19 protein-coding genes are annotated in these 23,422 nt (G+C 38.3%); 10 read left to right on the top strand and 9 right to left on the bottom strand.

Going from position 1 to position 23,422, the window contains the following annotated elements; genetic code table 11:
* Nucleotides 1–44 precede the first annotated feature (44 nt).
* Together UABAM_RS14630 and UABAM_RS14625 are read right to left on the bottom strand one after the other, a co-directional pair.
* Entirely contained in the window at nt 45–4,973 is a 4,929-nt protein-coding gene (locus tag UABAM_RS14630; RefSeq protein ID WP_151968749.1) for a non-ribosomal peptide synthetase, read from the bottom strand.
* A 28-nt stretch (nt 4,974–5,001) separates the two neighbouring features.
* On the bottom strand, nt 5,002–6,216 hold the full coding sequence (locus UABAM_RS14625; protein WP_151968748.1) for a serine/threonine protein kinase: 1,215 nt from the start codon (nt 6,214–6,216) through the stop codon (nt 5,002–5,004).
* A gap of 229 nt (nt 6,217–6,445) precedes the next feature.
* On the opposite strand from UABAM_RS14625, the gene UABAM_RS14620 reads away from it, so the two are divergent.
* Complete coding sequence (locus tag UABAM_RS14620) at nt 6,446–7,270, top strand: DNA/RNA non-specific endonuclease (protein WP_151968747.1); 825 nt, start codon at nt 6,446–6,448, stop codon at nt 7,268–7,270.
* 46 nt (nt 7,271–7,316) lie between these two features.
* Nucleotides 7,317–8,138, top strand: a complete 822-nt coding sequence (locus UABAM_RS14615; protein WP_151968746.1) for a hypothetical protein — start codon at nt 7,317–7,319, stop codon at nt 8,136–8,138.
* A gap of 115 nt (nt 8,139–8,253) precedes the next feature.
* Here UABAM_RS14615 and UABAM_RS14610 read toward each other — a convergent pair whose 3' ends face one another.
* Both UABAM_RS14610 and UABAM_RS14605 read right to left on the bottom strand, forming a co-directional pair.
* On the bottom strand, nt 8,254–8,697 hold the full coding sequence (locus tag UABAM_RS14610; RefSeq protein WP_151968745.1) for a hypothetical protein: 444 nt from the start codon (nt 8,695–8,697) through the stop codon (nt 8,254–8,256).
* Nucleotides 8,698–8,805: 108 nt separating this feature from the next.
* Complete coding sequence (locus tag UABAM_RS14605; RefSeq protein WP_151968744.1) at nt 8,806–9,714, bottom strand: FHA domain-containing protein; 909 nt, start codon at nt 9,712–9,714, stop codon at nt 8,806–8,808.
* Nucleotides 9,715–9,746: 32 nt separating this feature from the next.
* On the opposite strand from UABAM_RS14605, the gene UABAM_RS14600 reads away from it, so the two are divergent.
* The 3 genes from UABAM_RS14600 to UABAM_RS14590 all read left to right on the top strand — a co-directional run bounded on the left by UABAM_RS14600 (nt 9,747) and on the right by UABAM_RS14590 (nt 11,875).
* Nucleotides 9,747–10,028: a hypothetical protein gene (locus UABAM_RS14600; protein ID WP_151968743.1), complete on the top strand. Its 282-nt coding sequence runs from the start codon at nt 9,747–9,749 to the stop codon at nt 10,026–10,028.
* Between the two features lie 65 nt (nt 10,029–10,093).
* Nucleotides 10,094–10,999, top strand: a complete 906-nt coding sequence (locus UABAM_RS14595; RefSeq protein ID WP_151968742.1) for a leucine-rich repeat domain-containing protein — start codon at nt 10,094–10,096, stop codon at nt 10,997–10,999.
* A 183-nt stretch (nt 11,000–11,182) separates the two neighbouring features.
* The gene (locus UABAM_RS14590) at nt 11,183–11,875 is read left to right on the top strand and encodes a hypothetical protein (protein WP_151968741.1); all 693 of its coding nucleotides are present in this window, start codon (nt 11,183–11,185) and stop codon (nt 11,873–11,875) included.
* 64 nt (nt 11,876–11,939) lie between these two features.
* Here UABAM_RS14590 and UABAM_RS14585 read toward each other — a convergent pair whose 3' ends face one another.
* The 3 genes from UABAM_RS14585 to UABAM_RS14575 all read right to left on the bottom strand — a co-directional run bounded on the left by UABAM_RS14585 (nt 11,940) and on the right by UABAM_RS14575 (nt 14,142).
* Nucleotides 11,940–12,614, bottom strand: a complete 675-nt coding sequence (locus UABAM_RS14585; protein WP_152022010.1) for a glutathione S-transferase — start codon at nt 12,612–12,614, stop codon at nt 11,940–11,942.
* A gap of 173 nt (nt 12,615–12,787) precedes the next feature.
* The gene (locus UABAM_RS14580; protein ID WP_173013329.1) at nt 12,788–13,204 is read right to left on the bottom strand and encodes an EamA family transporter; all 417 of its coding nucleotides are present in this window, start codon (nt 13,202–13,204) and stop codon (nt 12,788–12,790) included.
* Between the two features lie 5 nt (nt 13,205–13,209).
* Nucleotides 13,210–14,142, bottom strand: a complete 933-nt coding sequence (locus UABAM_RS14575) for a bifunctional helix-turn-helix transcriptional regulator/GNAT family N-acetyltransferase (protein WP_173013328.1) — start codon at nt 14,140–14,142, stop codon at nt 13,210–13,212.
* A gap of 172 nt (nt 14,143–14,314) precedes the next feature.
* Here UABAM_RS14575 and UABAM_RS14570 point away from each other — a divergent pair, with 172 nt between their 5' ends.
* The gene (locus UABAM_RS14570) at nt 14,315–14,665 is read left to right on the top strand and encodes a hypothetical protein (RefSeq protein ID WP_151968738.1); all 351 of its coding nucleotides are present in this window, start codon (nt 14,315–14,317) and stop codon (nt 14,663–14,665) included.
* Nucleotides 14,666–14,713: 48 nt separating this feature from the next.
* Here the strand turns inward: UABAM_RS14570 and UABAM_RS14565 are convergent, their stop codons facing one another.
* On the bottom strand, nt 14,714–15,082 hold the full coding sequence (locus UABAM_RS14565) for a hypothetical protein (protein ID WP_151968737.1): 369 nt from the start codon (nt 15,080–15,082) through the stop codon (nt 14,714–14,716).
* A 239-nt stretch (nt 15,083–15,321) separates the two neighbouring features.
* Here UABAM_RS14565 and UABAM_RS14560 point away from each other — a divergent pair, with 239 nt between their 5' ends.
* The gene (locus tag UABAM_RS14560) at nt 15,322–17,331 is read left to right on the top strand and encodes a C25 family cysteine peptidase (protein WP_173013327.1); all 2,010 of its coding nucleotides are present in this window, start codon (nt 15,322–15,324) and stop codon (nt 17,329–17,331) included.
* 325 nt (nt 17,332–17,656) lie between these two features.
* On the top strand, nt 17,657–19,102 hold the full coding sequence (locus UABAM_RS14555; RefSeq protein WP_151968735.1) for a hypothetical protein: 1,446 nt from the start codon (nt 17,657–17,659) through the stop codon (nt 19,100–19,102).
* 5 nt (nt 19,103–19,107) lie between these two features.
* Here the strand turns inward: UABAM_RS14555 and UABAM_RS14550 are convergent, their stop codons facing one another.
* On the bottom strand, nt 19,108–21,570 hold the full coding sequence (locus UABAM_RS14550) for a tetratricopeptide repeat protein (RefSeq protein WP_151968734.1): 2,463 nt from the start codon (nt 21,568–21,570) through the stop codon (nt 19,108–19,110).
* 169 nt (nt 21,571–21,739) lie between these two features.
* On the opposite strand from UABAM_RS14550, the gene UABAM_RS14545 reads away from it, so the two are divergent.
* Nucleotides 21,740–22,372: a hypothetical protein gene (locus tag UABAM_RS14545; RefSeq protein ID WP_151968733.1), complete on the top strand. Its 633-nt coding sequence runs from the start codon at nt 21,740–21,742 to the stop codon at nt 22,370–22,372.
* A gap of 124 nt (nt 22,373–22,496) precedes the next feature.
* Entirely contained in the window at nt 22,497–23,405 is a 909-nt protein-coding gene (locus tag UABAM_RS14540; RefSeq protein ID WP_151968732.1) for a TolB family protein, read from the top strand.
* The last annotated feature ends 17 nt before the right edge of the window (nt 23,406–23,422 follow it).

Raw genomic sequence — 23,422 nt, 5'->3', positions numbered from 1 at the left:
ACAATACTCCGTCTCTTTTCTTTGAGAGACTACGGCGTTTTTTATTACTGTCGGTATGGTATAGATTTTAAAAATTTTGCCAATGACTCAACTGTCTTATGTTCAAAAACGGCAGCGATAGGAATTTGTTTATTCGTTTTTTGTAGAATTTTTTTTCGTAACTTAAAGATAAGTAAAGAGTGTCCTCCTAAATCAAAGAAGTCGTCGTGAACGCTTACTTTCTCACAATGGCAAACGTCTGCAAATACTTCAGCAATAATTTGTTCTTCTTTGTTGCGCGGTTCTTGATAGGGCAAAACCGCTAAATTTTGTGGTAAATGCAGTTGTTTTCTATCGATTTTGCCATTGGCGTTTAATGGCATAGACTCTAAACATACAAAATGTTGTGGAATCATATATTGAGGTAAAGTTTCTTCTAAAAATATGCGCAAATTTTTCTCTGCATATTCCCTATGTGTAACAATGTAGGCAATCAGTAACTGTTCATTGTATACTACGGCCGCTTGTTGTATTTGTGGATACCGCTCTAAAGCAACTTCGATTTCTCCGAGCTCTATACGTAGCCCCCTTAGTTTCACTTGATTGTCCAATCGCCCCAAAAATTGAATATTGCCATCAGGCAAGTATTTTGCAATGTCACCCGTTTTATACAATTTCGTTGAGGTTTGGCTAAATGGGTTTTTAATAAACACTTTTTTTGTACGTTGTTCATCATTTAAATAACCATCACCAACTCCGACCCCTCCCACATGAAGTTCACCGGGAATCCCCACGGGAAGTATATGTAAATTTTTGTCGAGAACATAAGTCGTTATGTTACGTATAGGTTTACCAATAGGCATATTATGAGCATCTGTAGTGGGAGGGGTATCAATCACATAATGAGTAACGTCATCAGAGCACTCTGTTGGTCCGTAGGCATTTACCAACGGAATTTGCGGATAACTCTGTAACCACTCCTTTGCAAGATGTGGAGAAAGTACCTCTCCCGTGGGAATTAACCATCGTAGGCGTGCGAATGGCATGGGGTCGTTTTTCAAAACGTTTAATATTAGTTTCATTAGTGACGGTACTGTTTCCCAGATAGATATTTGGTTGTCGTTTATTTCATGGACTAAGGTTTGAGGGTCATACACTACATCGTCAGGGAAAATTTGCACACAGCCACCCACAAGCAAATTGGCTAAAAATTGCCACACAGAGATATCAAAACATTGCGAAGCGGTTTGGGCAATGATGTCTTGTGCCGTTAATTCTAAATCTTCTATTTTTGCATAGATATGGTTGACCATCCCTTTGTGGTTCACCATTGCTCCTTTGGGTAAACCAGTAGAACCAGAAGTGTAAATAACGTAGGCTAAGTCTTGCAGTTCCGTCGAAATATTTAGCTGTTGGGTAGGCAATTTTTCAAAATCTATACTAGAGATATTGTAAATCTTATTCACACACAGTTTTTTGGCTAGGGCACTGTATTGATCACAAGTGATGATGTGGGAAACGCCACTACTGTCTATAATTTGCTGGTGTCGTTTTTGCGGATGCTTTGGGGAAAGAGGTAAATAAGCCGCTCCCATTTTGAAAATAGCAAGTATTGTTACGAGAAAATCTAGGTTACGGTCCATTAGGATAGCAATTAGTTTTGCAGGTTGTTGTGCGTGTAAGTAATGTGCTAGCTGATTCGCGCGGCAATCGAGTTGGTGATATGTGATTCGTTGATTGCAAAAAATAGCTGCTGTCTGATTAGGCGTTTTTTTGGCTTGTTCTGTGAATAACTCATGAAAACACCTTGGATAAATTTCTCGTTGTGGTCCTGTTGAAATCGCGATGAGTTGTGCACGTTCCTCGTCGGAAACCATTTGTAGTTGCGAAATTCTCTGTTGTGGATTTGTTATGATTTCGTCGATTAGGTGACAAAAATGATCTACGAACTTTTGTGCTGTTGCATCATGGAACAAATCTGTAGCATAGAAGAAGAACCCTTGTAGTTCGTTTTGATTATCCACAAACTCAAAAGAAATATCTAAAAACGAGAACTCACTTGGATCTTTCTCCGGGAGAATGTCAATATTGTCCATTTTTTTCGGAAGAGTAGGAAAGTTTTCAAAAATAAATAACGTTTGAAATAAAGATTCGTAGTTGGCACTACGCTTTACACCAAGTTCTTTGCTAATCAATTGCAGTGGCATCTGATTGCTATGCGCTTGTAGGTAAGTTGTGTGGACTTTTTTGAGTAAATCGGCAAAAGTGATATCATCACTTAAACAGATACGCATAGGCAAGGGGTTCATAAACATACCGATTAGGTTTTCGACTTCTACTGTATCGCGTCCAGCAAATGGTACCCCGACGACAATATCTTGTTGCTGTGAATATTTGTACAGTAATGTATAAAACACGCTTAGCACCGTGGTAAACAACGTCACTTCATGTTTTCTACTTTGTGCTTTTAAATTTTGATAGGTTGTTTTAGTAAAAGACAATGGTATTTTTTTTCCTTGGTAGGACTGTGACTTTGGACGCATTTTGTCTTTAGGGAGTTCTAATATAGGTAAGTTCGCCAGATGCTCTTTCCAGTAAGCTATACGTGAGCGAAAGTCTTGTTTCCGCGACCAAGCGGCGAAATCTGTGTACTGTATGGGTAGGGGATTTAGATCTACAGATTCTCCACCGCTAGTCGCTTGATAAATATTGGCTAAATCGCGAATGAATATGTACTGTGACCAACCGTCAAAAATCATATGGTGAAACGTCATTAGTAATAAATACTTTTCTGCGTTGACCTTTAGTAATTTTCCACGTACCATTGTTTCTTTTTCTATGGCAAATGGTGTAGTAACTTCGTTGTGTAAATGATTTTGAATTTCCTGTTGCTGTTGCTGTTGGTCGAACGAAGATAAATCGACCATATATAACGACATTGTTGTATTTTCCAATATTTTTTGTACAGGTCTCCCCACCGAATCCATTGCAATTAACATACGTAGTGTTTCGTGACGCTGGAGGAGTTTTTGCAAACTTTCTTGCAAGATATTAATGTTGAGTTTTCCCAATAGAAGCAGATTGCAAGGGCGATTGTGAGTAATACCCTCAGGAGCGATATTGTGGAGATACCATACGCGTTCCTGAACAAAAGATAGTGGAGTTATTTCACTTCGCGATACGCGAGGAATGCTTTGCGAGAAATTGTGTTTTTTCGTATCTTCACAAATAAATTGATATTGCTGTTGAATTGTCGGATAGCGAAATAATATTTCAATCGGTAGTTGTAGCTGTAATTGTTTGTTGATACGGTTAACTACGCGTGCTCCCATTAGCGAATCTCCACCACAAATGAAAAAATTGTCGTGGATACTCAAGTTATCTACATCTAAAACCTCACTCCATATTTTTGCGATCTCTTTTTCTAATGGAGCACTTGGAAGAACGCATGGTCGTTTGAGTTCGTTTTCTAATTTGTCAGCTAGACCGATGCGTTGCATTTTTCCTGTAGGACCAAGAGGAATTTTATCGACGAAAATAATTTGGCTGGGAACTTTAAACTCCGCAAGTTTGGTAAAGGCAAAATTGCGCAATTGTTGTTCACCTACGGTAAATCCTTTTTCGACAATGACCGCAGCCGCAACGTCTTCTCCCAATCGTTTATGGGGAACCGCAAAGGTAACAGCTTGGCATATGTGTGGAAATTCCAATAGCACTTCATCAACTTCATGCGGCGAAATCTTTTCTCCACCGCGATTGATTATTTCTTTAACGCGACCATTAATAAACAAGTATCTATCTTGGTCAAGGTACCCTAAGTCTCCGGTGCGAAACCAACTATCTACGAATGCTTCACTGTTTGCTTGTGGATTATTTTCATAGCCATTTGTAACGCTATTTCCTTTTATGACAATTTCGCCAACACTTCCGGTGGGTAGAATATTACCTTGTTCGTCCATGATATCAACTTCAATGTTTGTCGCAATACCCACAGATCCAGGTTTACGTTTACTCGGTGGAAGGGGATTGCTAGTCATTTGATGTGATGCCTCCGTCATACCGTACGCTTCAATAACTGGTACAGAGAAAGTTTTTTCTAGATTTTTAAGGACGACGGGAGGTAGAGAAGAAGATGAGGAGCGGATGAGTCGTAGGCGGCTGTTTTTTATGATATCTTTACTGGCAGAAGATTCCATCAATATGGCCTGATGCATAGTAGGAACGGCACTATACCATGTTGGGTTGTTGATTTTTACCCAAGAAAAAAAATCCTGCATCGCAAAACCTGTCGTACAACAAATACTTGCGCGCGCGACAATCGATGATAACAATACTCCCATCAAACCATGAATATGAAAAAGAGGCATAATGTTTAAACAACAATCATGTGATTGTAGTTGCAGTGTGCGGCAAATGCTTTTTGCCGAATTGCATATGTTTGAGTGGGATAGAGGTACTATTTTTGGTCGCGATGTCGTTCCTGATGTGTGTAAAACAAGAGCAATGTCCTGCTCTTGACAAAAATCAACGTCGGTAACGCTTTGTGTGGGAAGTTGTGACGGCTTAGTTAAATCGAACATTCCTGGTTTTTCGATATTGCTTTGTAGTTCTAAAATAGGGATAGATAATTTATCAGCCACAATTCTTACCGGAGAAGCCTCTCCATGAGGAACAATCACTGCTTTTGCATTGAGGTCTGTCAAATAAAATTTGTATTCTTTTTCTGTGTATTTGGGATTGAGAGGGGCACTTGTTGCTGCGCAAGCAACGGTTAAAAAGGCGCTTGCCATCTCGGGGCCATTAGGCAATACAATGGCTATACGCTCATTACGTTTTATTCCCCATTCGCGGAAAAGAGTAACTTTTTCCTCTATATGTTGTAATAATTCGCCGTACACAATACTTTTACTTTCTTGGTTAAGTATACAGTGAAAATGACGTTGTTGCGGAGTAATATTTTGTACAAGATTGTAAACCGTGTTTTGCGAGGACATTATGATGTAAACCCCCAAATTGAATGTTTTATTTTATATATTTTTGTAGTTGGCGAATCATTGGTTGTGTATGTTCACGGAGTTCCTTTTTTTCATGTGCCTTTTGAAAGCGGGCAAATATTTTAGATATAGGACCTGTAAATTTTTTGTCCAAAAATACGTTTTTGTGTTTACTTTGACTGAGGTAATTGAGCGATTGTAAAATCGCTGTATTGAACTGTTGCAATTGTTTTTCGCGTTTTTCCGCATTATTTTTGGCTAAAATTGCCGCATTTTTTTGTCTTTCTGTTTCCACCAAGGTGGAAAAGATCACAGCGCTAAAAACAATAGAGATGCAAAAAACCGTGGTTAGCAAGATCGATATTACTTTATTTTGCGCAACCGTACGGTTTATTCTATCAAAAGAAGTGTATTGTTTGGCAATAATGGCGCGTTGCATTTTAAAATTCTTGAACTCTTGTGCTAACTCGCCAAAACTGCGGTAGCGTTTTTGTGGTTTTTTTGCAAGACATTTTAAACATATTGCTTCCATGTATGGCGAAATATCCGGGTTGAGTTCTCGCGGAGGAATGGGGTCTTTTTTTGCAATTTGTGCGAGAATACTCACGTTAGAGTTTCCTTGGAACACCGGACGATATGTCAAACACTCATAAAACGTGGCCCCCAATGCGTAGATGTCACTTGTTCGATTTGTCGTTCCTTGTATTTGTTCGGGGGACATATAGTGAATCGCCCCCTCAAACTCGCTCGAACGCACTAAATTTACTTGGTTGTCGGTGAGTTTTGCCAAGCCCAAGTCCATCACCTTTACTTCATCTCCTGTGAGTATGATATTGCATGGTTTTATATCGCGGTGCAGAATATTTTTTTGATGCGCGTGTTGTAGAGCAAGACAAATTTTTTCCATAATATCAAGTAGCGACGTACCAGAAATATTTCTGGTTTGTATATAGTTTTCTAATGTAATACCTTCTAAGTATTCCATTGCTATGTGTGGACGCGGATTATGTCCGAATTCGTAAAATTTTACAATGTTAGGGTGGTCAAGAGTTGAAAGAGCGGTAGACTCTAACATAAACCGCTGTATACTTTTTGTTTCGGCATTATTCATAATCTTTAAAGCAACGACACGACGCAATTTAGAGTCAAAAGCTTTGTATACAATCCCCATGCGACCACGACCAATTTCCGATATTATTTTGTATTTATCAAAATATTGTGTGTTTGTATTGTCTGTTTGCATAATAGTTTCTCTCAAAATATTATGTCATCAATAAAAAATATAAATGTAGTTCATTCCTGGTAAGAAACGTTTTGGTTATTTTGTGAGAACGTATCGAAAACTCACATCATAATATGTATGTGTGAACGTCAGCAAATAAAAGATATTTAATTGAGGTCTATTTTAGTATAATAGCCCGAAAACATCGAGATATCTATTACGTTCGCTATAAACTATAGGGAGAATACCCATGGGTTACAATGAAAAATTTATCGAGGCATTCAAGATACATCTTCCACGACTAAAAGACAATGCTTTACAAGACTCGCTGAGTAAAGGTAAAGCTTTTGACTACACACACTTTTCTATCGTAATGAATCGCGTGCGAAAATTAGCGATATATACAGCGCATAATATCGATGGTGATAACCTAGTTTCGGTTCCGAGGACTGGAAAATGGCGTCACGACGAGCGCGTGGGAGAATACCAAACTGGTAACGAAGCATATTCAAGAAATCCTTGGGATCGTGGCCATCTTGTTCGCCGAACTGCTGTGGCGTGGGGAGAAGATGCACACAAAGCTAGTAGCGATACTTTTCATTATACAAATGCGGCACCACAACACGAAAACTTTAACCAAGATGAATGGCTTGAATTGGAAAATTGGGTACTAGATAAAGCAAAACAGTCGCAACGCCGTATGTGTGTTTTCACAGGGCCCATATTTAGCGATCGCGACCAAGAATATCGGGCCATTCAAATTCCCAGCGCTTTTTGGAAAGTTATCGTCTTAACCAAACCAAGCGGCGAGCTATCCACAGTGGCTTTTTTGATGAAACAAGACGAACTGTGGCAAGATAAAAAGGGCAAAGATTTTTTGGACCTAACTCTTTATCAAGTGGCTGTTGGCGTTATTGAAGAGTTGACGGATCTAGATTTTATCTTTGATCAAGATGCCGAAATTACAGCGCAGTCCGAAAATTACCTGCGCCAATTTGATCCCCTCGCAGCATTTGTCAAGAGTGAAGATAAATCTTGGCCTGTGATAAAAACAGCGAACGATATTGTTGTTTAAATGAAGTAACACTATACACAAATAAACTTTTATCAAGGAGATATATATGCACAAAAACTTATGCATACTTATCATTCTTTCATTTACCACACTTATTTTTGCAAATGTAACTGCTGGTAAGTGGAAAAAAGAATGGAAAAATATTCTAGAGGAATATGCCGAGGCAATCGGTAAAACCAAGAAAAAAGATTTTGAAAAAAGCCTGAAAGACAAAAAAGTAAATAATGAATGTGATGAAATTGAAGACCTATTGAAAGCTTTAGACAAAAAATTCAAAAATAAAGATAAAAATCCGAAAATATATAAACGAGATATCTTTGGTGATCATGAACGTCTAGGAGCCACTTACTCCAAAATGCACATGAAAACCGCCAAATATGTTAATAAAATGTCTAAGCTTTTTAAGAAGAAAAAACGCAAAAAAGAACTGGAAGCTTTGAGTGAGTTGGGGAAAAAATTTAACAAAATAAAAAAATCTATCAATAAGTCATTTGATAAAAAACCGCCAAGTCTCAAAAGACAGAAGCTCGAAGAACTAGTAGATGAAAGAGATGATGCCTTAAAGAAAGTCTCTAAGTTAAAGAAAAAATTAGAAGATGCCGAAGATCCTGATCTAAATAAAATCATTAGAAAAGTATCAGGCTACATTGAAAACGTAAGAGAAAAACTGGATGAGTTGCGTGGTCTTTATGATGATGAAGGTCCAGGGGGGTTAACCCTTATGTACTCGCAACTAGGTTCCTCAAAAGCCGCCTTAGATGATGAAGACAAAAATAGACTGCTCCAACAAATGACGAATCTCGAAAGCTATTTTTCGCGATTTATGCAATCATATTTCAACGATTTGGAGCGACAAATCCGAGAATAGACGCATACAAAAAAGTACATGCAGGGCAGATTAAATCCGCCCTGCTCTAAAACCATGATGACATTTTTACACCACAATTGCTACTGTACATCTCCCAAATTCATAATTTTTTGAACTAAATCAATTTTTGTAACGATTCTTGCCATTTCTTTGGCTTTTTTATACGCCAAACAGCAGAATCTGTTCCATCGTTAAACATCACCTCTAGCAGTTCGAACCATAAATAAGGTTTGATTTTTATTTTTGTTATATAGTCAATAGGGATACGCAACTTTATTTGTGGACTCCACATTTCAAAATACAACTCATCTTTTAGCAAAACAAGGACACCATTGCCCCGCCCATAAAAATTGCCATCATATGCTTTTTCTAGAGTTTTTTTGTCCGTAAATTTACACAGTATTTCCGGTGTCCCAAAAAAATAGGCGTTGGATGCTTTTTGTAAAATTTCTTTGTCTGTAAACTTACTCAGTATTTCTCTTGTTCTTTTTTTTGCTAGTCCTACCAACGCTATAACAACAAAAAACACAAAAAGTATACATGCGAACACAGGATTCATAGCATCTCCTTTTGTAGAAAAATTTTCAAGATTTCTGGTTCAGTCTGGCACCATTTTTTTGATAACAAATAGCCTGATCTGATCTCAATTGTTTTTTTTTAAATACACCTAAATTTTCATGAAAAAAGGATTCATATCTATGTTATTACCAAAGACATTTCTTAAAGTTAAAAACAATTCCGCGCTATAGCGCATGCCTTCAAAAGAGTTACCGTACTTTCCATATTTGGGTGATGCGTGATCGCAATCATCTTCTAGTAAAACCACGTAGTTTCTTTCACTGTTACGCCACATATCCGTATTTTTGTACTGCCAATCCTTTAAAAAGCGCTGTAACATTTTACTGTGTTCGGGAATAGAACATCTTTGTAGGTATCCTCGGTACGCATCTAGACCTGGAATAATTTTTTGCTTGCCTAGCTGAACAAACTCATTCCACGTGTAGCTGGAAACAACGCAACCATAGTAGTAGCGGACTTTACCTGTGTGCAGGTTTTTCCACTGTGTATTTTTTAATAACTTACTATTGCGGTATAATAAAACCAAAAGGCTGTAGCTTGCAACAACAATTGACTCATGAAGCAAGCCTTCATATAAGCATTTGTCGGGAAAATCGCGTTCGTTTTCAAAAACACAGCTAAGAAAAAGACTGTCAAGTGCTATTTCTCCCCCGGCTCCTCGTCCTCCGACACTAACACTATCGCTCTTGGACCATACTTCGCGTACGCAATGCCATTTATTGTAATATAAAGGAGGAAAAACAATTTTGTTCTCGGAAAACACTAGTTGCATATCGTCGACGCGAATAACATCACCTTCTTTTAGCTGGTGAATAAAAATTTTGTTATCATTGACGAGAACCTGAGAAGTGGAGTCTTCGATAAAAATGGCATCCATGTCGCTGTAAATCTGTGCTGTGGTTTTTGTTGCTATTAAATCGCCAAGGCTGATAATCTCATTGGGAATGGTAAACACAATTTTCAGGTCTGGACAAATTTGTTGGTGTAATATCGCCATTTTATAGCTTTCTGTTGAATTAGGATGATCGCATGTCGTCAATCAAGACAAAAACACTGTACACATTTTTGTTGTTTATTTCTTTTTTTGCCGTTTGTTGCTGTAGTTTCCTCGGTGCAAAATACAAATCGCACTATGATGTTGCTCATTATATCAAATCACAAGAAATTCGATATTTGGGAGTACAAATATCGTTGCGCAATATTGTCATTTTTTCTTATGAGTGGGAAGATAAGAAACGTTACAGCATTAACTACTATCATTGGCATTTCATTCCTTGGGGAAAAATCATTCATGAAAGCACACCTGATTGATTTTGTTTCCCAAAACAAAATATGATAAGTTTGTATTGTGGAAAATTACAAAATAGTGAGAACAAATGAAAACAATAAAAAACGAATCCTTACAAGACATAAAAAACAATACCAAGTACATATGCTGTGCGTTTTACTTAAACGAAGATAAATACTACTCTATTCAAAATTGCTTATTTATTGATTGTAGTTTTAGATCTCGCGTTAAATTTCACACAATACAAGGCTATCAGTTTACGAATTGTGGATTCTCTAATGGGTTTGTTGTTGATTTGTCCCGTTACCAATTAACAGAGCTATCAAAAGAGATAAAACAATTTCAAAACCTTACGGAACTCTATTTTCACAATAATTGGTTAACACAGTTACCAGAAGAAATCGGTCAACTCCAAAATCTCACCACACTCGATTTGCACCGTAATCGGTTAATACAGTTACCAAAAGAAATCGGTCAACTTCAAAATCTTACTACACTTGATTTGTACGATAATCGATTGACACAGTTACCAAAAGAAATCGGTCAACTCCAAAATCTTGCTTATCTCGATTTGTCTTCCAATGACCTCGCAGAGTTACCAAAAGAGGTAACACAGCTCAAAAACCTTACTTGCCTTGGTTTGTCTTCCAATAACCTAACAGGTTTACCAGAAGGGATCGGGCAGCTCAAAAGTCTTACTCATCTTTGGCTAGGTAACAATCAACTCACCGAAATACCAGAAAAAATAGGGCAACTCAAAAATCTTAGCGAATTCATTCTGCATACAAACAAACTGACGAAGATACCAAGAGAAATAGGAAAGCTGCAAAACCTTACCCACCTCTACTTACAAGATAATCCGCTAGCAAAACTGCCACAGGGTATAGAGAAACTGCAAAATCTTACGTATCTTAATTTAAAGGATAGCCTGTTTACAGAAAACCAAATAGCTGAAATTAGAAAGTTGTTGCCAAAATGTCGGGTGGATTGGTAGCGTATGTCGTGGTTGAAAGTTGATCAAAAATTTATATGGGGGAAGTCGCAAAATTATTGTATAATGAGTGCTGGTTGGTTTTATCGGATTTGGCGGTCATTTTATCCACTACGAAAACGCACTCCTGAGACTACAAAAACGCTAAAATTAACTTTTTGTAGGTTTAGATAGTTAGGAGAATATATGTTTTCTCGTTTTACATTTGTGTTGCTACTATTGCTGTCAATGTCTTATGTCTCGGCAGCAACTATATCCATAAGAGCAACAGGGGAAGTTGACAAAGTTGTAAAAACTGCTGGTCTCTTTGATCTCAGCAGTGTAGATGTTGGGGATGTGGTCACTTTTGAGTGGCTTCTCGATTCCGCCGATTTTGTTGGTAGTGTAACAGGCCCTGGTCAAGACATTACCAACTTTTTGTCATCGGCAAATTTTCGTATTTTTGACAATAGCGGTGATATTATCAATGTTGATTTTGTTGATTTTTTTGGCTCTCGCAACATTAATGGATTTGGTTCAAGAGGGATTCTCGATGATCAAGGAAATCCACTTGAAGGAGCTGTTTTAGCTTTTATTAATCACAATGATGATAATACTTTGCGTTTAGAGAATCGAGTAGGTGTTACCGGTAATACCTCTGAGTTTGGTTTTGGTCCCGCAGAGTTTGACAATCAATCATTTGAAGACATGGCAGAATTTATTCACAATAATATACCGTTTGCGTCTTTTGCGGCTGTAGACGGTGGAAATATAGATTTGATCCAGATGTTTTCGGACGATGGGACTACGGTTACCGTTACTGCTGCCATTCCCGAACCACAAACGTATTGTTTACTTGTATTCTTTGGCCTAATTTTTTTCAGCAAAAGAAAAAAGTAAACGACTCCCTAATTTATACGTTCCCGAATAGCATTTTGCAAAAGCTATCGGGAACTTGAATAGTCTATGAATTCGTTGGTATAAAGGTACCACCTTTTTCTACAGATTTTTGGTACCCTTCGCGCTGTTGAATTCGGGTAAGAAAATCATATATTTTGGGATGTTGATTTGGCGACACCACTCCTTGGGCAATGGCCCCTTCTACGGGATTGCTCATAATGATATCCGCCGCTGAAAATTGATCCCCAGCAAGCCATGAAGAACGATTCAATTCCGCCTCGATATAAGCAAACATATTGTTTAGCCCCGGCATTATGTACGAATTATTCACCTGACCGGAAATCGCCTTGGCAATAGGCCTTACAAAAAAAGGTGATTTTGTACTGATCACACCAAAAATCAATTTCATAACAAGAAGCGGCATAATCGAGCCTTCGGCGGTGTGCAACCAGTATGTATAACGCATATACTCAGGTGTGCCCGCGGCGGGTTTTAAATTTTTATCTGTGTACTTATCTACAAAATATTCAATGATGGCACCTGTTTCCGCAATAACGTTTTCACCATCTGTCACCACCGGAGATTTACCTAGTGGGTGTATTTTTTTTAATTCAGGTGGCGCTAGGTTGGTTACTTTGTTGCGTTTGTAGTGTTCAATTTTGTATTCTAGTTGCAGTTCTTCTAATAGCCATAATATCTTTTGTGAACGTGAGCTTTCTAAGTGATGTACGGTGATCACGACATATTCCTTAAATACTGTTCCCGTTCCCGACTCCGATCCCGTTCCCGACCCCGATCCCGTTCCCGAAAACATGATGAAATGTAGTTTATCTTGGAAACATTGGTTTTGATTTTATTTACAATACCACAGAACACTAGAAAAATGCCACTATCAAAAAAAACATGTGTTCTTTAGACCATGGTGATTAGTAGTGAGCCACATACCATTAAAGCAATGCCTACGATTTTCGTCGTTGGTAAAGGATTGCCAAATAAAAGGGAGCCCACAATGGTGATGATAATAATATTACATGACAAAATACCGACGACATACCCTGGATTTGGTGCGGCGCTAATGGCTTTCATTGCAAAATAATTGTAGAAAAATGCGATAATTGCCAGAACCATAAACCACACCACAAACTTTCCGGGTATTTGAAAACGCACATTTCTCGTGGCAGCAAAACAAAAGATCACGATTGTGGTGAATAGTAAAAAATAAAAATTGATGATCTCTGTTTGCAGCCCAGAGTTGGTAACCTCTTTTAGAATAATCATCAACGCCGAATGGCTGATCATGGCGATTACGGCAAAATGTATCCAATGCATTGTCTTTACAATTCCTTTATATACCAACATTCACAACGGTAATGTCCTGTATCTCCCATGGATTTTTTTAGTTCCGTAAAGCCCAGTTTTTTGTAAAGATTACGCGCTTTGTTCATGGCAAATGCCGTCTCTAGGTAACACTTTTTATATCCCATTTCTTTGGCTTTTTCTAGGGACTGCCGCAGTAGCTTTTCTCCAAGACCTAGTCCGCGTGCCTCGGGAAGTAAGTACATTTTTTGCAACTCGCAAATATCAGATTTACTTCCTTTTAACGGAGCAAAACCTCCACCACCAATAACGCGATTATCTTTTACCGCAATAAAGTACGCTGTTTTGGGTTTGTTGTAAGTGGCGAACATATCCTCAAGTTCGGTATCGTCTGCGGCTGTTCCCGGCCCGGAAAATTCAAATTCTGCTAGGACACGACGTACGATTGATGCCATTGCGGCATTGTCTTCTTTGGTAATTTCTCGTACAGTAAACTCTTGCTCTTGGCGGCAATTTGCCAGCGCTTTTGCATAAAGAGCAAGGCCTTGCTCTACTAATTTTTGTTCTTTTGCGGTGAGTAGGTCTAAAGCTCTTTGTACATGACTATTGGCGACGTTGTTAATCGCGTCAACTTGTTTTTGCCCTTGCGGAGTAAGATGAACTAGTTTTTGGCGTCGGTCGTTTGGATTTTGGCTGTACTCTAAACATCCTTTTTGGATAAGCTCATAAACAACGCGACTCATTGTCGACTTGTCAAGTTGCAGAATTTTTGCCAAATCGCCGATGGTAAGCATTTTGTGTTTTTCTACTTCTAAAAGAGTATGTCCCTCGGAATACGTCACTTCCAATTTTTGGTGTCTGCCCGCTAATAACCCTAACTCACGAACCATCCCTCGCGAAGACTGGCGTACAGACGATACAAATTCATTGTGCATTTTTGTCGCGGTCATTTTACTCTCCCATAGAAAACAATGATGACTATTATAGTTGTATTGATAAAAAGTTTTATTTTGAGATAGTTGTTTTGTACAACTATATTTTTTTGAGAATATTTTGTCAAACATTTTTTGTAAAAAAGAAGTCCTATATAAAGAAGTGAACCACTAACTATGGGAGAAAATTATGCGAAGCAAAAAGAATAGCCGAAAAATTGTGGTAGATGATATCGAGTATCGTTGGCGTGCAAAAGGAGGCCCCGGATCTATTTCTGTTGGGATTTGGCCTGCAAATGACATCGGGCCATACATGATGGCAATTTTTGGTTATGATGAAACGTTTGTTCGTCGCCCCGATGGATACATAACTTCAAATGGGGATCAGATTGTGATTACCAATAAAATTGTGAAACGTGTCATTGATTGTGCCAGGCAAAAGTACGGTTATGATCCCAATACCAAAGGTAAACAGCTTTGTTTGTCAGGTGATGAAGTTGAATGGCGAGATGCAGTACGTAGTTCCTCGAATTACTTGTAGCAAAGAGCCTAAAATAAAAAATGGGTGTTAACATCACCCATTTTTTATTTAGGTAACACTCTTTATCATGACTTTTTGCTTCGAAAGAGGTAATAAAATCGTAAGCCCTATGTTGAGTGCCATGTCATGTATGAGTTTATTTAATCGCGTTAAGGCGTCGTTTTTTATTTGGTCGGTGACCATAAAGTGCGCGTCTTGTAGAGATTCCTCGTACAATTTGGTAATGGTGTGTAAATTTTGCACTTGTTCCTTGCTTTGTACCACGGATGCGTAAAATGTAATTTTGGCTAAGTCATACAGTAAAGGTTTTAGTATATCCTTGGTCTGTGTGAAAATCGTTGTGCCTTCCTTTTCGATAAACACATCGCACAAGTTTTTGTAGATTTTGTTTATCCTGTCGAGTTTAGATTCTTTCATAATATACCTTCCTTTTTCCATTGCTCCTGGTGTACTATTCATACGAAAATGCGTTTGAAAATTTGTATAAGTAGCTTATATGTAAGAAGACCAATAACCTTAATGATGCCTTAGTCGCAAAATACGACGTTAAAGTTCCCAAAAAAATAGAAATGCATTTTTACTTATTTTTCAATGCGCGTCGTTTATGGTATAATCTTGGAAAAAAACGTATCTAAATGTCAAATGGGGAGTTACAGATGAAAAAAATGATGTGTTTAATGCTAATTTTGATTGGCATTGGCATGCATGCAGAGTGGCAAGCAATTGACCCACAAGCGCAAGTGGACCAAGAAATACAAGTGAAGGTTCTGCGCTTTAGTGCACAAGAAATGCAAATCGAAATATCGATTCCAGGTTACCACGATGAACAAGTACTTGCTGGGGAAACTGTATGTTCTAACATAAGTATTCCGGGTGCTTCTGTGCTGATGAAAAAAGGGTATCCTACCATACCTAAATTGGGAAAATTATTGTGTGTACCGGACAATTGTAAGGTAAGTATGCGCGTTGTTTCTAAGGTTGAAGTCGAAAAAAACATTACGCAGCGCATTATTCCTTCCAAAGGGCACCTAACGCGAGACATCAATCCCAAAGATGTCGATTTTGAGTTTAATGAGGTTTATGGACAAGACTCTTACTGGCCTACAACTCAATTTTCCTTGGGACAGTGTTTTCAATTTCGCGACATTAGTGGGGTAAGGCTACGCGTTTTGCCGGTAAGGTTTAATCACGTGCAGAATAAAATGAAAATTTTGCAGAAAGTTGTCGTCGCGTTTGAATTCAAGGCCAAAGATTCTGCTAAACTACGTTTTAAACCTATTTCTCCTAGTAAGGTATATGATAATCTTTACCGCAATACATTTTTAGGCTATGGAAATTTACCCAAACAACAGATTCGCGAAAGTCGTAAACTTTTAGTTGTGACTCCTGTGGAGTATACAAAAACGATTCAGCCATGGATCGAATGGAAGCAAAAAGCCGGCTATGAAGTTACGACACATACCACATCAAATCGCGACAGATCTTTTGAAATAAAAGATGATATACAAAGACTATTTGACAAATCCGCAACGCGTTTCGACTATGTCGTGCTGATGGGAGACGCGAAATACAGTGCGTATTTTGAAGATTGCCAACCAATGCCAACATTTGAAGGAAGCAAAGAAGGGGCTGCTGCTGACCGAGTTTATGTACGTTTACGTGGTTTTGATAATTACCCCGATGCTTGTATTTCGAGAATTTCGGGTGATACACCACAAGATATTGCTGTTCAGCTCGAAAAAATTATGCAATACGAGCAAAATCCAGCCAAAGGCAAATGGCTAAAGAACGGTATTTGTGTTGCAAGTGATGAAGGTCATTTTAAAGATTGGCAACGAGCAGAATGGCTGCAAAAAGGTGGTAGTAAATCACAAAATGTGCCCATCGAAAACGGCGGGTTATTGGCAAATGGTTTCGATTCTTTTACCGACGTGTATGATCCTGGGGCAAATCCTGCTAAAATTACCGAAGCATTAAATAGGGGAAGCAGTATCATTTGCTATATTGGACATGGTACACCAATCAGTTGGGTTTCTTCTGGATTTAACAATGACGACATTCATCAACTTTCCAACAGTGGTCTTTATCCGGTGATTTGGAGTGTGGCGTGTGTTAATGGTAAATTCGTGCATCTTGACGAATGTTTTGCCGAAGCATGGCTACGCAAAAAAGATGGGGGAGCGGTGGCAGTAGAAGCCGCTTCGACAAACGAATCGTGGATACCTCCGTGTGATAAACAATCGGCAACAATCAATTCTATTATCAACAATAGTGCTTTGACGTTTGGGGCGCAGGAACTTGCAGGTTGCATTCGCGCGATGGAAATATGGGGAGACGACGACGATTCCGAAGGCAACAAAATGGCCGAGCAGTGCAATCTATTTGGAGATTGTACACTGATACCGCGTTATGGCAAACAGTCTGAACTTCAAGTTCATGTCGATTACCAAGCTGGAAAAGCTGTGTTTAGGGTTCAGTCCAATGAACGCAAAGTAAAGAACGCCATTGTGACCGTATATACTTCAGACTTCGGTTATCGTGTCAGTCATACGACAAACGATCGCGGAGAAGTTTCTGTTGCGGCGGAAAAACTTTTGCGTGGTAAACTTTTTTACACTGTGGTTGCTCCTAATGCAATTCCGATCGTTGATCGTCTTTTGCGATAAATAGGAAATTTTCAAAAGTGTCATCAATTAAAGCTTGTCTTGATAAGTGTGACAGGTCAAGCCCATAGACTTAAGAGGTAAGTGTAAAACCTAAAAAGGTTTACAACACTTGTCATCCCGTACCCAAAAACCGAAGGTTTTTGGAAAGATACGGGATCCAGCAATATAAAGTCGACTTATATTCGTGGATCCCTGATCAAGTCAGGGATGACACGAGTAGGTAAGTCTTTTATTATAAGTGTTTACGCTTAAGTCAATGGGCTTGGTGTGACAGGCTACGTTTTGTTCGAAAAAATTTAAAAGTCCTTTCCAAAAGTGAGAAAAAATGAACAAAAGTTTAATTCTCTTTGTATTAATAGCTTTCAGTACTCTCTATTCTGAACACAGCTTGTTTTTTTCTGCTGACAATGGAATAGATCAATCGCGTATTGTGCAGTTTGATTTAAATAGTAAAACTTCGAATATCCTAGTGGAAAAACCAGTGATTGGTTTAGATTTCTCTATTGATCCTGCCAACCGCAGAGTTTACTGGATAGAAAAAGATCCAGCAAATCCTATTGAGGTGATAAAACGAAAAGATTTTACGAAAAACAATGAAGAAGTTATATATGCTCTACCCGCAGGAGCAGAGTTAATCCATATTGATGAAGTTGTTGTCGATGGGTTTAACAATCAATTATTTTTCTCTATCTGTAACATCTTAGATAAAGAAGCAAGTCTTGTTCAGCTTGATCTAGCAACAAAGAAATCTAATATTCTTGTGAAAAAAAGTGGACTAGATTTGGATCTCGATTTAGATTTTGCCATTGATACGATTAACAAAAGAGCGTATTGGATAGAAAACAAGTCTGAGGAAAGCGTGATCAAAAGAAAAGATTTTGATGGTTCAAATGAAGAAGTGGTATATTCAAAATCTACTGGCGGAGAAATAATTTCCATGGATGAAGTTAAGGTCGATGGAAAGAATAATCAGCTATTTTTCTCTATGAACTTTGATGTGAACGATGCTAGAGTCATGCAACTTGATATGAAGGCAAAATCAGTCAAAATTATCGTACAAAAGCAAATGGACGATATGGATTTTGCGATCGACTTTACCAACAAGAAAGTATTGTGGATTGAAAGAGATTTGGCGAATGAACTTTCGGTGGTAAAAAGAAGTAATTTTGACAAATCAGAGGAAGAAATTGTCTACGCGTCGACAAACAAACAATCTTTCTTTATTGATGAAATAGTGACCGTTAACTATGATCCCAAGATGGTATTTGATGCCGGTGTGCTTGGAAAAGATCAAGAGTACAGTTTGCACATGAACTTTCCGCAACCACAACAAAGCGTTAACGTCAAAATAGAGTGGGAAGGAAATGCGGTTCTTGGACTTCCTGTGTCCATGAAAGCACAATTTCAAGACAACCAGTTGCAATTTACGCGAGATAATGTCGAAACGTTGATGGTGAATTTTCGCCATTTGTCTTTTAGTAAAGAGACTGCGCGAAATATTCGCATTACTATTTCTGGCTTTCAAAATGTGCCGAAAAGTATTTTGTTCCAACCTCTTTTTGGTGACCCTGACAATTCTCCGGCAAAATTAACACAACGCATTGCTATTGATACCAACCGTATCGTAGAGGCCACTTATAACTTTCCTGCAAAGTCAAATGTAGAAGTGCAAGCCTCTGCAACAAAAGGACTATGGATTTTAGAACTTCACGATACTTCTGTAAAGCCTTTGCCAACAAAGGGCTATGTGGATATTCTAATTTCTAAGTAACAGGTCTAAATAAATTTTTGCGATAGTTTTTTTTGCAATTTGTAGCGGCGTCTTAGCGAGTAGGCTTCTTCTAAACGTAGATAAAGTTCTTTTGTTGTGGTTTGCTTGCTGAGATGTTTGCCTACTTGTTTATTTAACCACCATTCCAGTTGCAAAACATATTGCGGATTTTGGTTACCCTTCTTAATTTCACTCAGTAAATCTGCTTTCGGCCAGTAAGAACAGTCGATAAATTTTCCAGGATTAATTAACATTTGTGTGATTCTTTGCAAAGCTACGCGACAGCGTTCAATCCAGTACTCAATGTCTCCTTGTTCTTCTAATGTGAACCCTAAACGCTTCAATAAATTTTCTTCATATTTTAGCAATACGCTCGCGGAGGAATTTTGCTGTTCTTGGTTTAGAATACGTATCGTTTGACAATAGCAAACAATGAAGTCGGCATACATCTGCTCTATTTGGCGACGATTGTATTTCATCCACAAGCTTAAGATGGCCAAGTCTTTCCAGGTGGTAAAAATCGAAAAAGGATTGGGAATAAACGACATGATCGTATCTTTAAAAGAGTTGCGAATGGTCTGCGTTGTTTGTTTTGTCGTAAGAAATGCCAAATCTTGTTTCATTTCGTCTAGATGCCCACGCGACTCGATAATGAGCTTCACCGCAAAGGAAGGGCGCAGTTGTTCGTTGTACAGGTGGGGATCATATCCATGTAACATAAACAAACGCGAAAGACGCGCGCGATTTTTTTGCAACTCTAGTGTAAGTTCTGCGGCGTGACTGTTGTTGACGTTTCGTTGTAGATTGCGGTGTATACTTTTGGACATTTTCCAAGTGCGAAATATTCCCGTTATGTAAGAGCTAATAGCGTCGACTGTCAAATCAACGGCGTTGACGATGACAATGCACTTCAACCCCAAAGTATATTGTAAAAATTTCATGAGGTTTACTGATTGGGCAATGATGCGTTCCATGGGGCCGGGGCGGCCAGCGTCTTCGCTTAAAAATTTTTCAAATGCGGGGAGTTCTTCGCGATCCACTTTGGGAATTTTTGCGATAATCTCTTGTTTGCGAAATTCCTCGGGAGCTTGACGTTTTCGTGAGACGATTTTTACTGTTTCCTCTTCGCTTACAGTGATTTGTGACGCAGGAACAATGGGCTCTTTTGTGCTTATTTTTTTCTTTTTCCGTTTCACGGCTTTTTCTATAGGCTCAGGTGTTTGCAATTGTAATTGTGGTTTTAATTTTTGTTTTGGCTGTGGTTTGCGAACTGGTGCGGCGTCTTTTTTTTGTGATATTTGACCGAGCCTTTCAAGTCTGTTGGCCTCGTCTTTGTCTTTGATCAAATCTCTGCTGTATTTTGATTCGGTATATACGTCTGTTGTCTTTATGGCCGCAATTCTTTTCACTTCTTTTGCAATTTCGTCATCAGAGGGTTTTAGTTTTACGGCTTTTTGGCAATAGAATATTGCCTTGTCGTATTCCTTCATATCTTTGTGTATTTTCGTCAAGGCAAGTAACGCTCTGATGTTACGCGGATCAAGTGTGAGAATAAGTTCAAAAATAAAAATGGCACTTGGTAGATAATCACTCTTCACAAAAGCATTGCCCAGAATGTGTAAAATGCGGATATTTTGGGGATTATATGTTAGATAATCGTTCGCCAAAGAGATCACTTCTCGCCAGTTCTTTGTTATGCGTGCAAGGCGTATTTGTATAAGTAGAATTGCTTTTTGTGTTGTATTACGTAGCTTACCAGGGTAACCTTCTTCTTTATATTTGCGATTTATTGTTCCAATGAGTAACCTCTGCGCTTTCACATCTTCGGGGTTATTAATCAGAATTTGCTTGTTCAGAAGCATTATAGCCAAATCGTAGTGTTGGTTTTTTAGGGCTTTTTCTATTTTTGGATACGATGTTGGTTTTTGCTCTATTGTTTGTTGTTTTGCGAATTCTGGCTTATGTTGTTTGGCCAGTATTTGTAAAATGGGGAATAGGTCTTTGTCATTTGCTTTAAAGTATTCTTGTGGTTTTGGGTGACAAAAAGAAAATGCTTGCTCCTTTTCACCTTCATTCGCCTGAGTTTGCATGTGCTGCTTTACTATGGCAGATACTTCTTTGTTGTTTAGTGAACAGATTTTTTCATTTTGTAGCAAAGAGTTTGCGATTTGTTTCATGTGGCATCTCTTTTGAGATGCTGTAGTCGTATGCGAAGAACGAGCCAGTACTTTGAGCAAGTCCATCGCAAATAAACGAATGTGACGGTGCTGATTCTCCAAAAGATGTAATAATTGTGGTTCTACCTTCCAAATTTGTTTGTGACCACAGGAGGCATACATCAACAAGATTTCTTTTGCTTCTTCGACGGAAAAGTTGTCACCATGCAATCCCAAAATAGAGCGATTTTTGTTGACACATCGTACGAAGTCCTTCATGTATATATGTAAATATTTCGCTTTGTAATGCATCTGAGTCTCCTTACCGATTTAAAGAAAACGTTTTGTTTTGTAGTTTCAGATAACACTCTACTAATTTTTGAATAAATTTTTGTGAAAGCTTTTAACGACAATGAAAATATCTAACATTAAACAGTGGCAAAGTAGTGTGCACAAGACCAGCCATGTTTTGGGTTTTCCTATGAATAATTTAACGAGGCGCCTTTTCTTAAATAGTGCACAAATATGCGGGTTTTTCATTGCGATGATGTTTATCTCCATCTTTATGAAAAACGACACTTTTTCTGTAGGCGGATTTGCTTGCGCGATCTCTTTTAATATATTGTTAATTATCGCCTACAAAAGTTACGATAGCTACGTACTAGATTTTAACAAAAAACAGTTTTATACACGACGAAAGTTTTTTTCGTGGGTATTCTCAACATGTATTGCGCATTTTGATGATATTGTCGGTGTTTCTGTTGATGGAGAGTTACACTCTGCGAATCGAGTAGAGTGGTGGGAGTATTTTACCATTATTATTTTGAAAAATGGCAAAACCTATCGCATCTCTGATTACCAGGCATCTTTTTTTTCTGAAGATGTAGACGACGAAAAGTTTTTTCGAGAAAGCGAAGAGGTTGCCAAACAATTGGCCGAAATTCTGCAGGTAAAGTTTTATCCTGGAAAAAGGCAGCACTTTTTGATCGTCACGTCTAAGCACGGACAATTGGAAATTACACATAAAGCTGCCAAGAGACGACTTATGTACTTATATCTTATTGGTCTTGCGCTAATTATGATGGTGATTATTGGTAAGTTGTTGATAAAATAAAATAATCTTTGGTAATATTTTTATTATCTACACAACTATCTTATAATAATTGTTATAATTTAGTTTTTAAACGGCAATATTAAGTTTACCTGTGATCAAATTTAGGTGTAAGGAACAAATAACAATGGCTGTGCATAAAATATACATAATTTTATTTTTTCTCTGTGGTTTTATTTATGCGGAAATGGAACCGGGGATTTATTTTTCGCGTAAAGGTGACAACGGTTTTTGGTCGGTACATTTTTATTGTTTCTCCGACAAAAGTACCACCTGTGTTTTACAGGGAGAAGACTGCGACTATGGTACACCCGCTTGTTCCCCCGATGGAAAATATGTTGCTTTTACCACCAATAAACGTGGACGCTACGATCTCGTATATTTTGCCCTCAATACAAAAAATGATTGGAAGTACACGACCAATGAAGCCAATAACAGCCACCCGACATGGTCAGCGGACAGCAAAAAAATCGCTTATGTAAGTACGCGTGGCCAAAAAACACAAATATTTGTTTACGATATACACACGAAAAAAGAGCAGTGTATTACATCCTCTTTTGCCATCGCCGGACAGCCTAGCTGGCATCCACAGCATAACAAAATTGCTTTTTGTGGAAATCGCGATCTTGCCGTGTATGATGGACGTAATGATATATTTATTTACGATGTCTCCACGGATTCTTATACAAAAGTCACTCCTGGTGATGACTCTATAAAAGAAAGTCATCCGGTGTGGGATTTTGATGGAACCCTTTTGTTCGATCAGTCAAATATCGAATACATCGGCGGGATGCCCGTTGCCAAAGATTCTTTTATCGTCAAATATGAAAAACAACAAATTTCAACGGTGGCTAAGGGAGGTAAGTTCTATTCTTACCCGGCAACGTTACCGAAGACGAAGAACATGGTGTTCTTACGTCATGAAGCGGGTTTTCGTTTTAGTATTGTATACTACGAAAATAAACGTTTTATTACAGAGCTAACATTTGGTCATACGGATAGAACACCGCGTTTTGGCTATTATTTTGTGAAGTAGTTTGTTGCCAGATACAT

It is taken from the genome of Candidatus Uabimicrobium amorphum (assembly GCF_009002475.1).
GTDB classification, from domain to species: Bacteria; Planctomycetota; Uabimicrobiia; order Uabimicrobiales; family Uabimicrobiaceae; genus Uabimicrobium; species Uabimicrobium amorphum.
The sequence above is the reverse complement of the archived record's forward strand: the minus strand, read 5'-3'. Positions and strand labels throughout refer to the sequence as shown.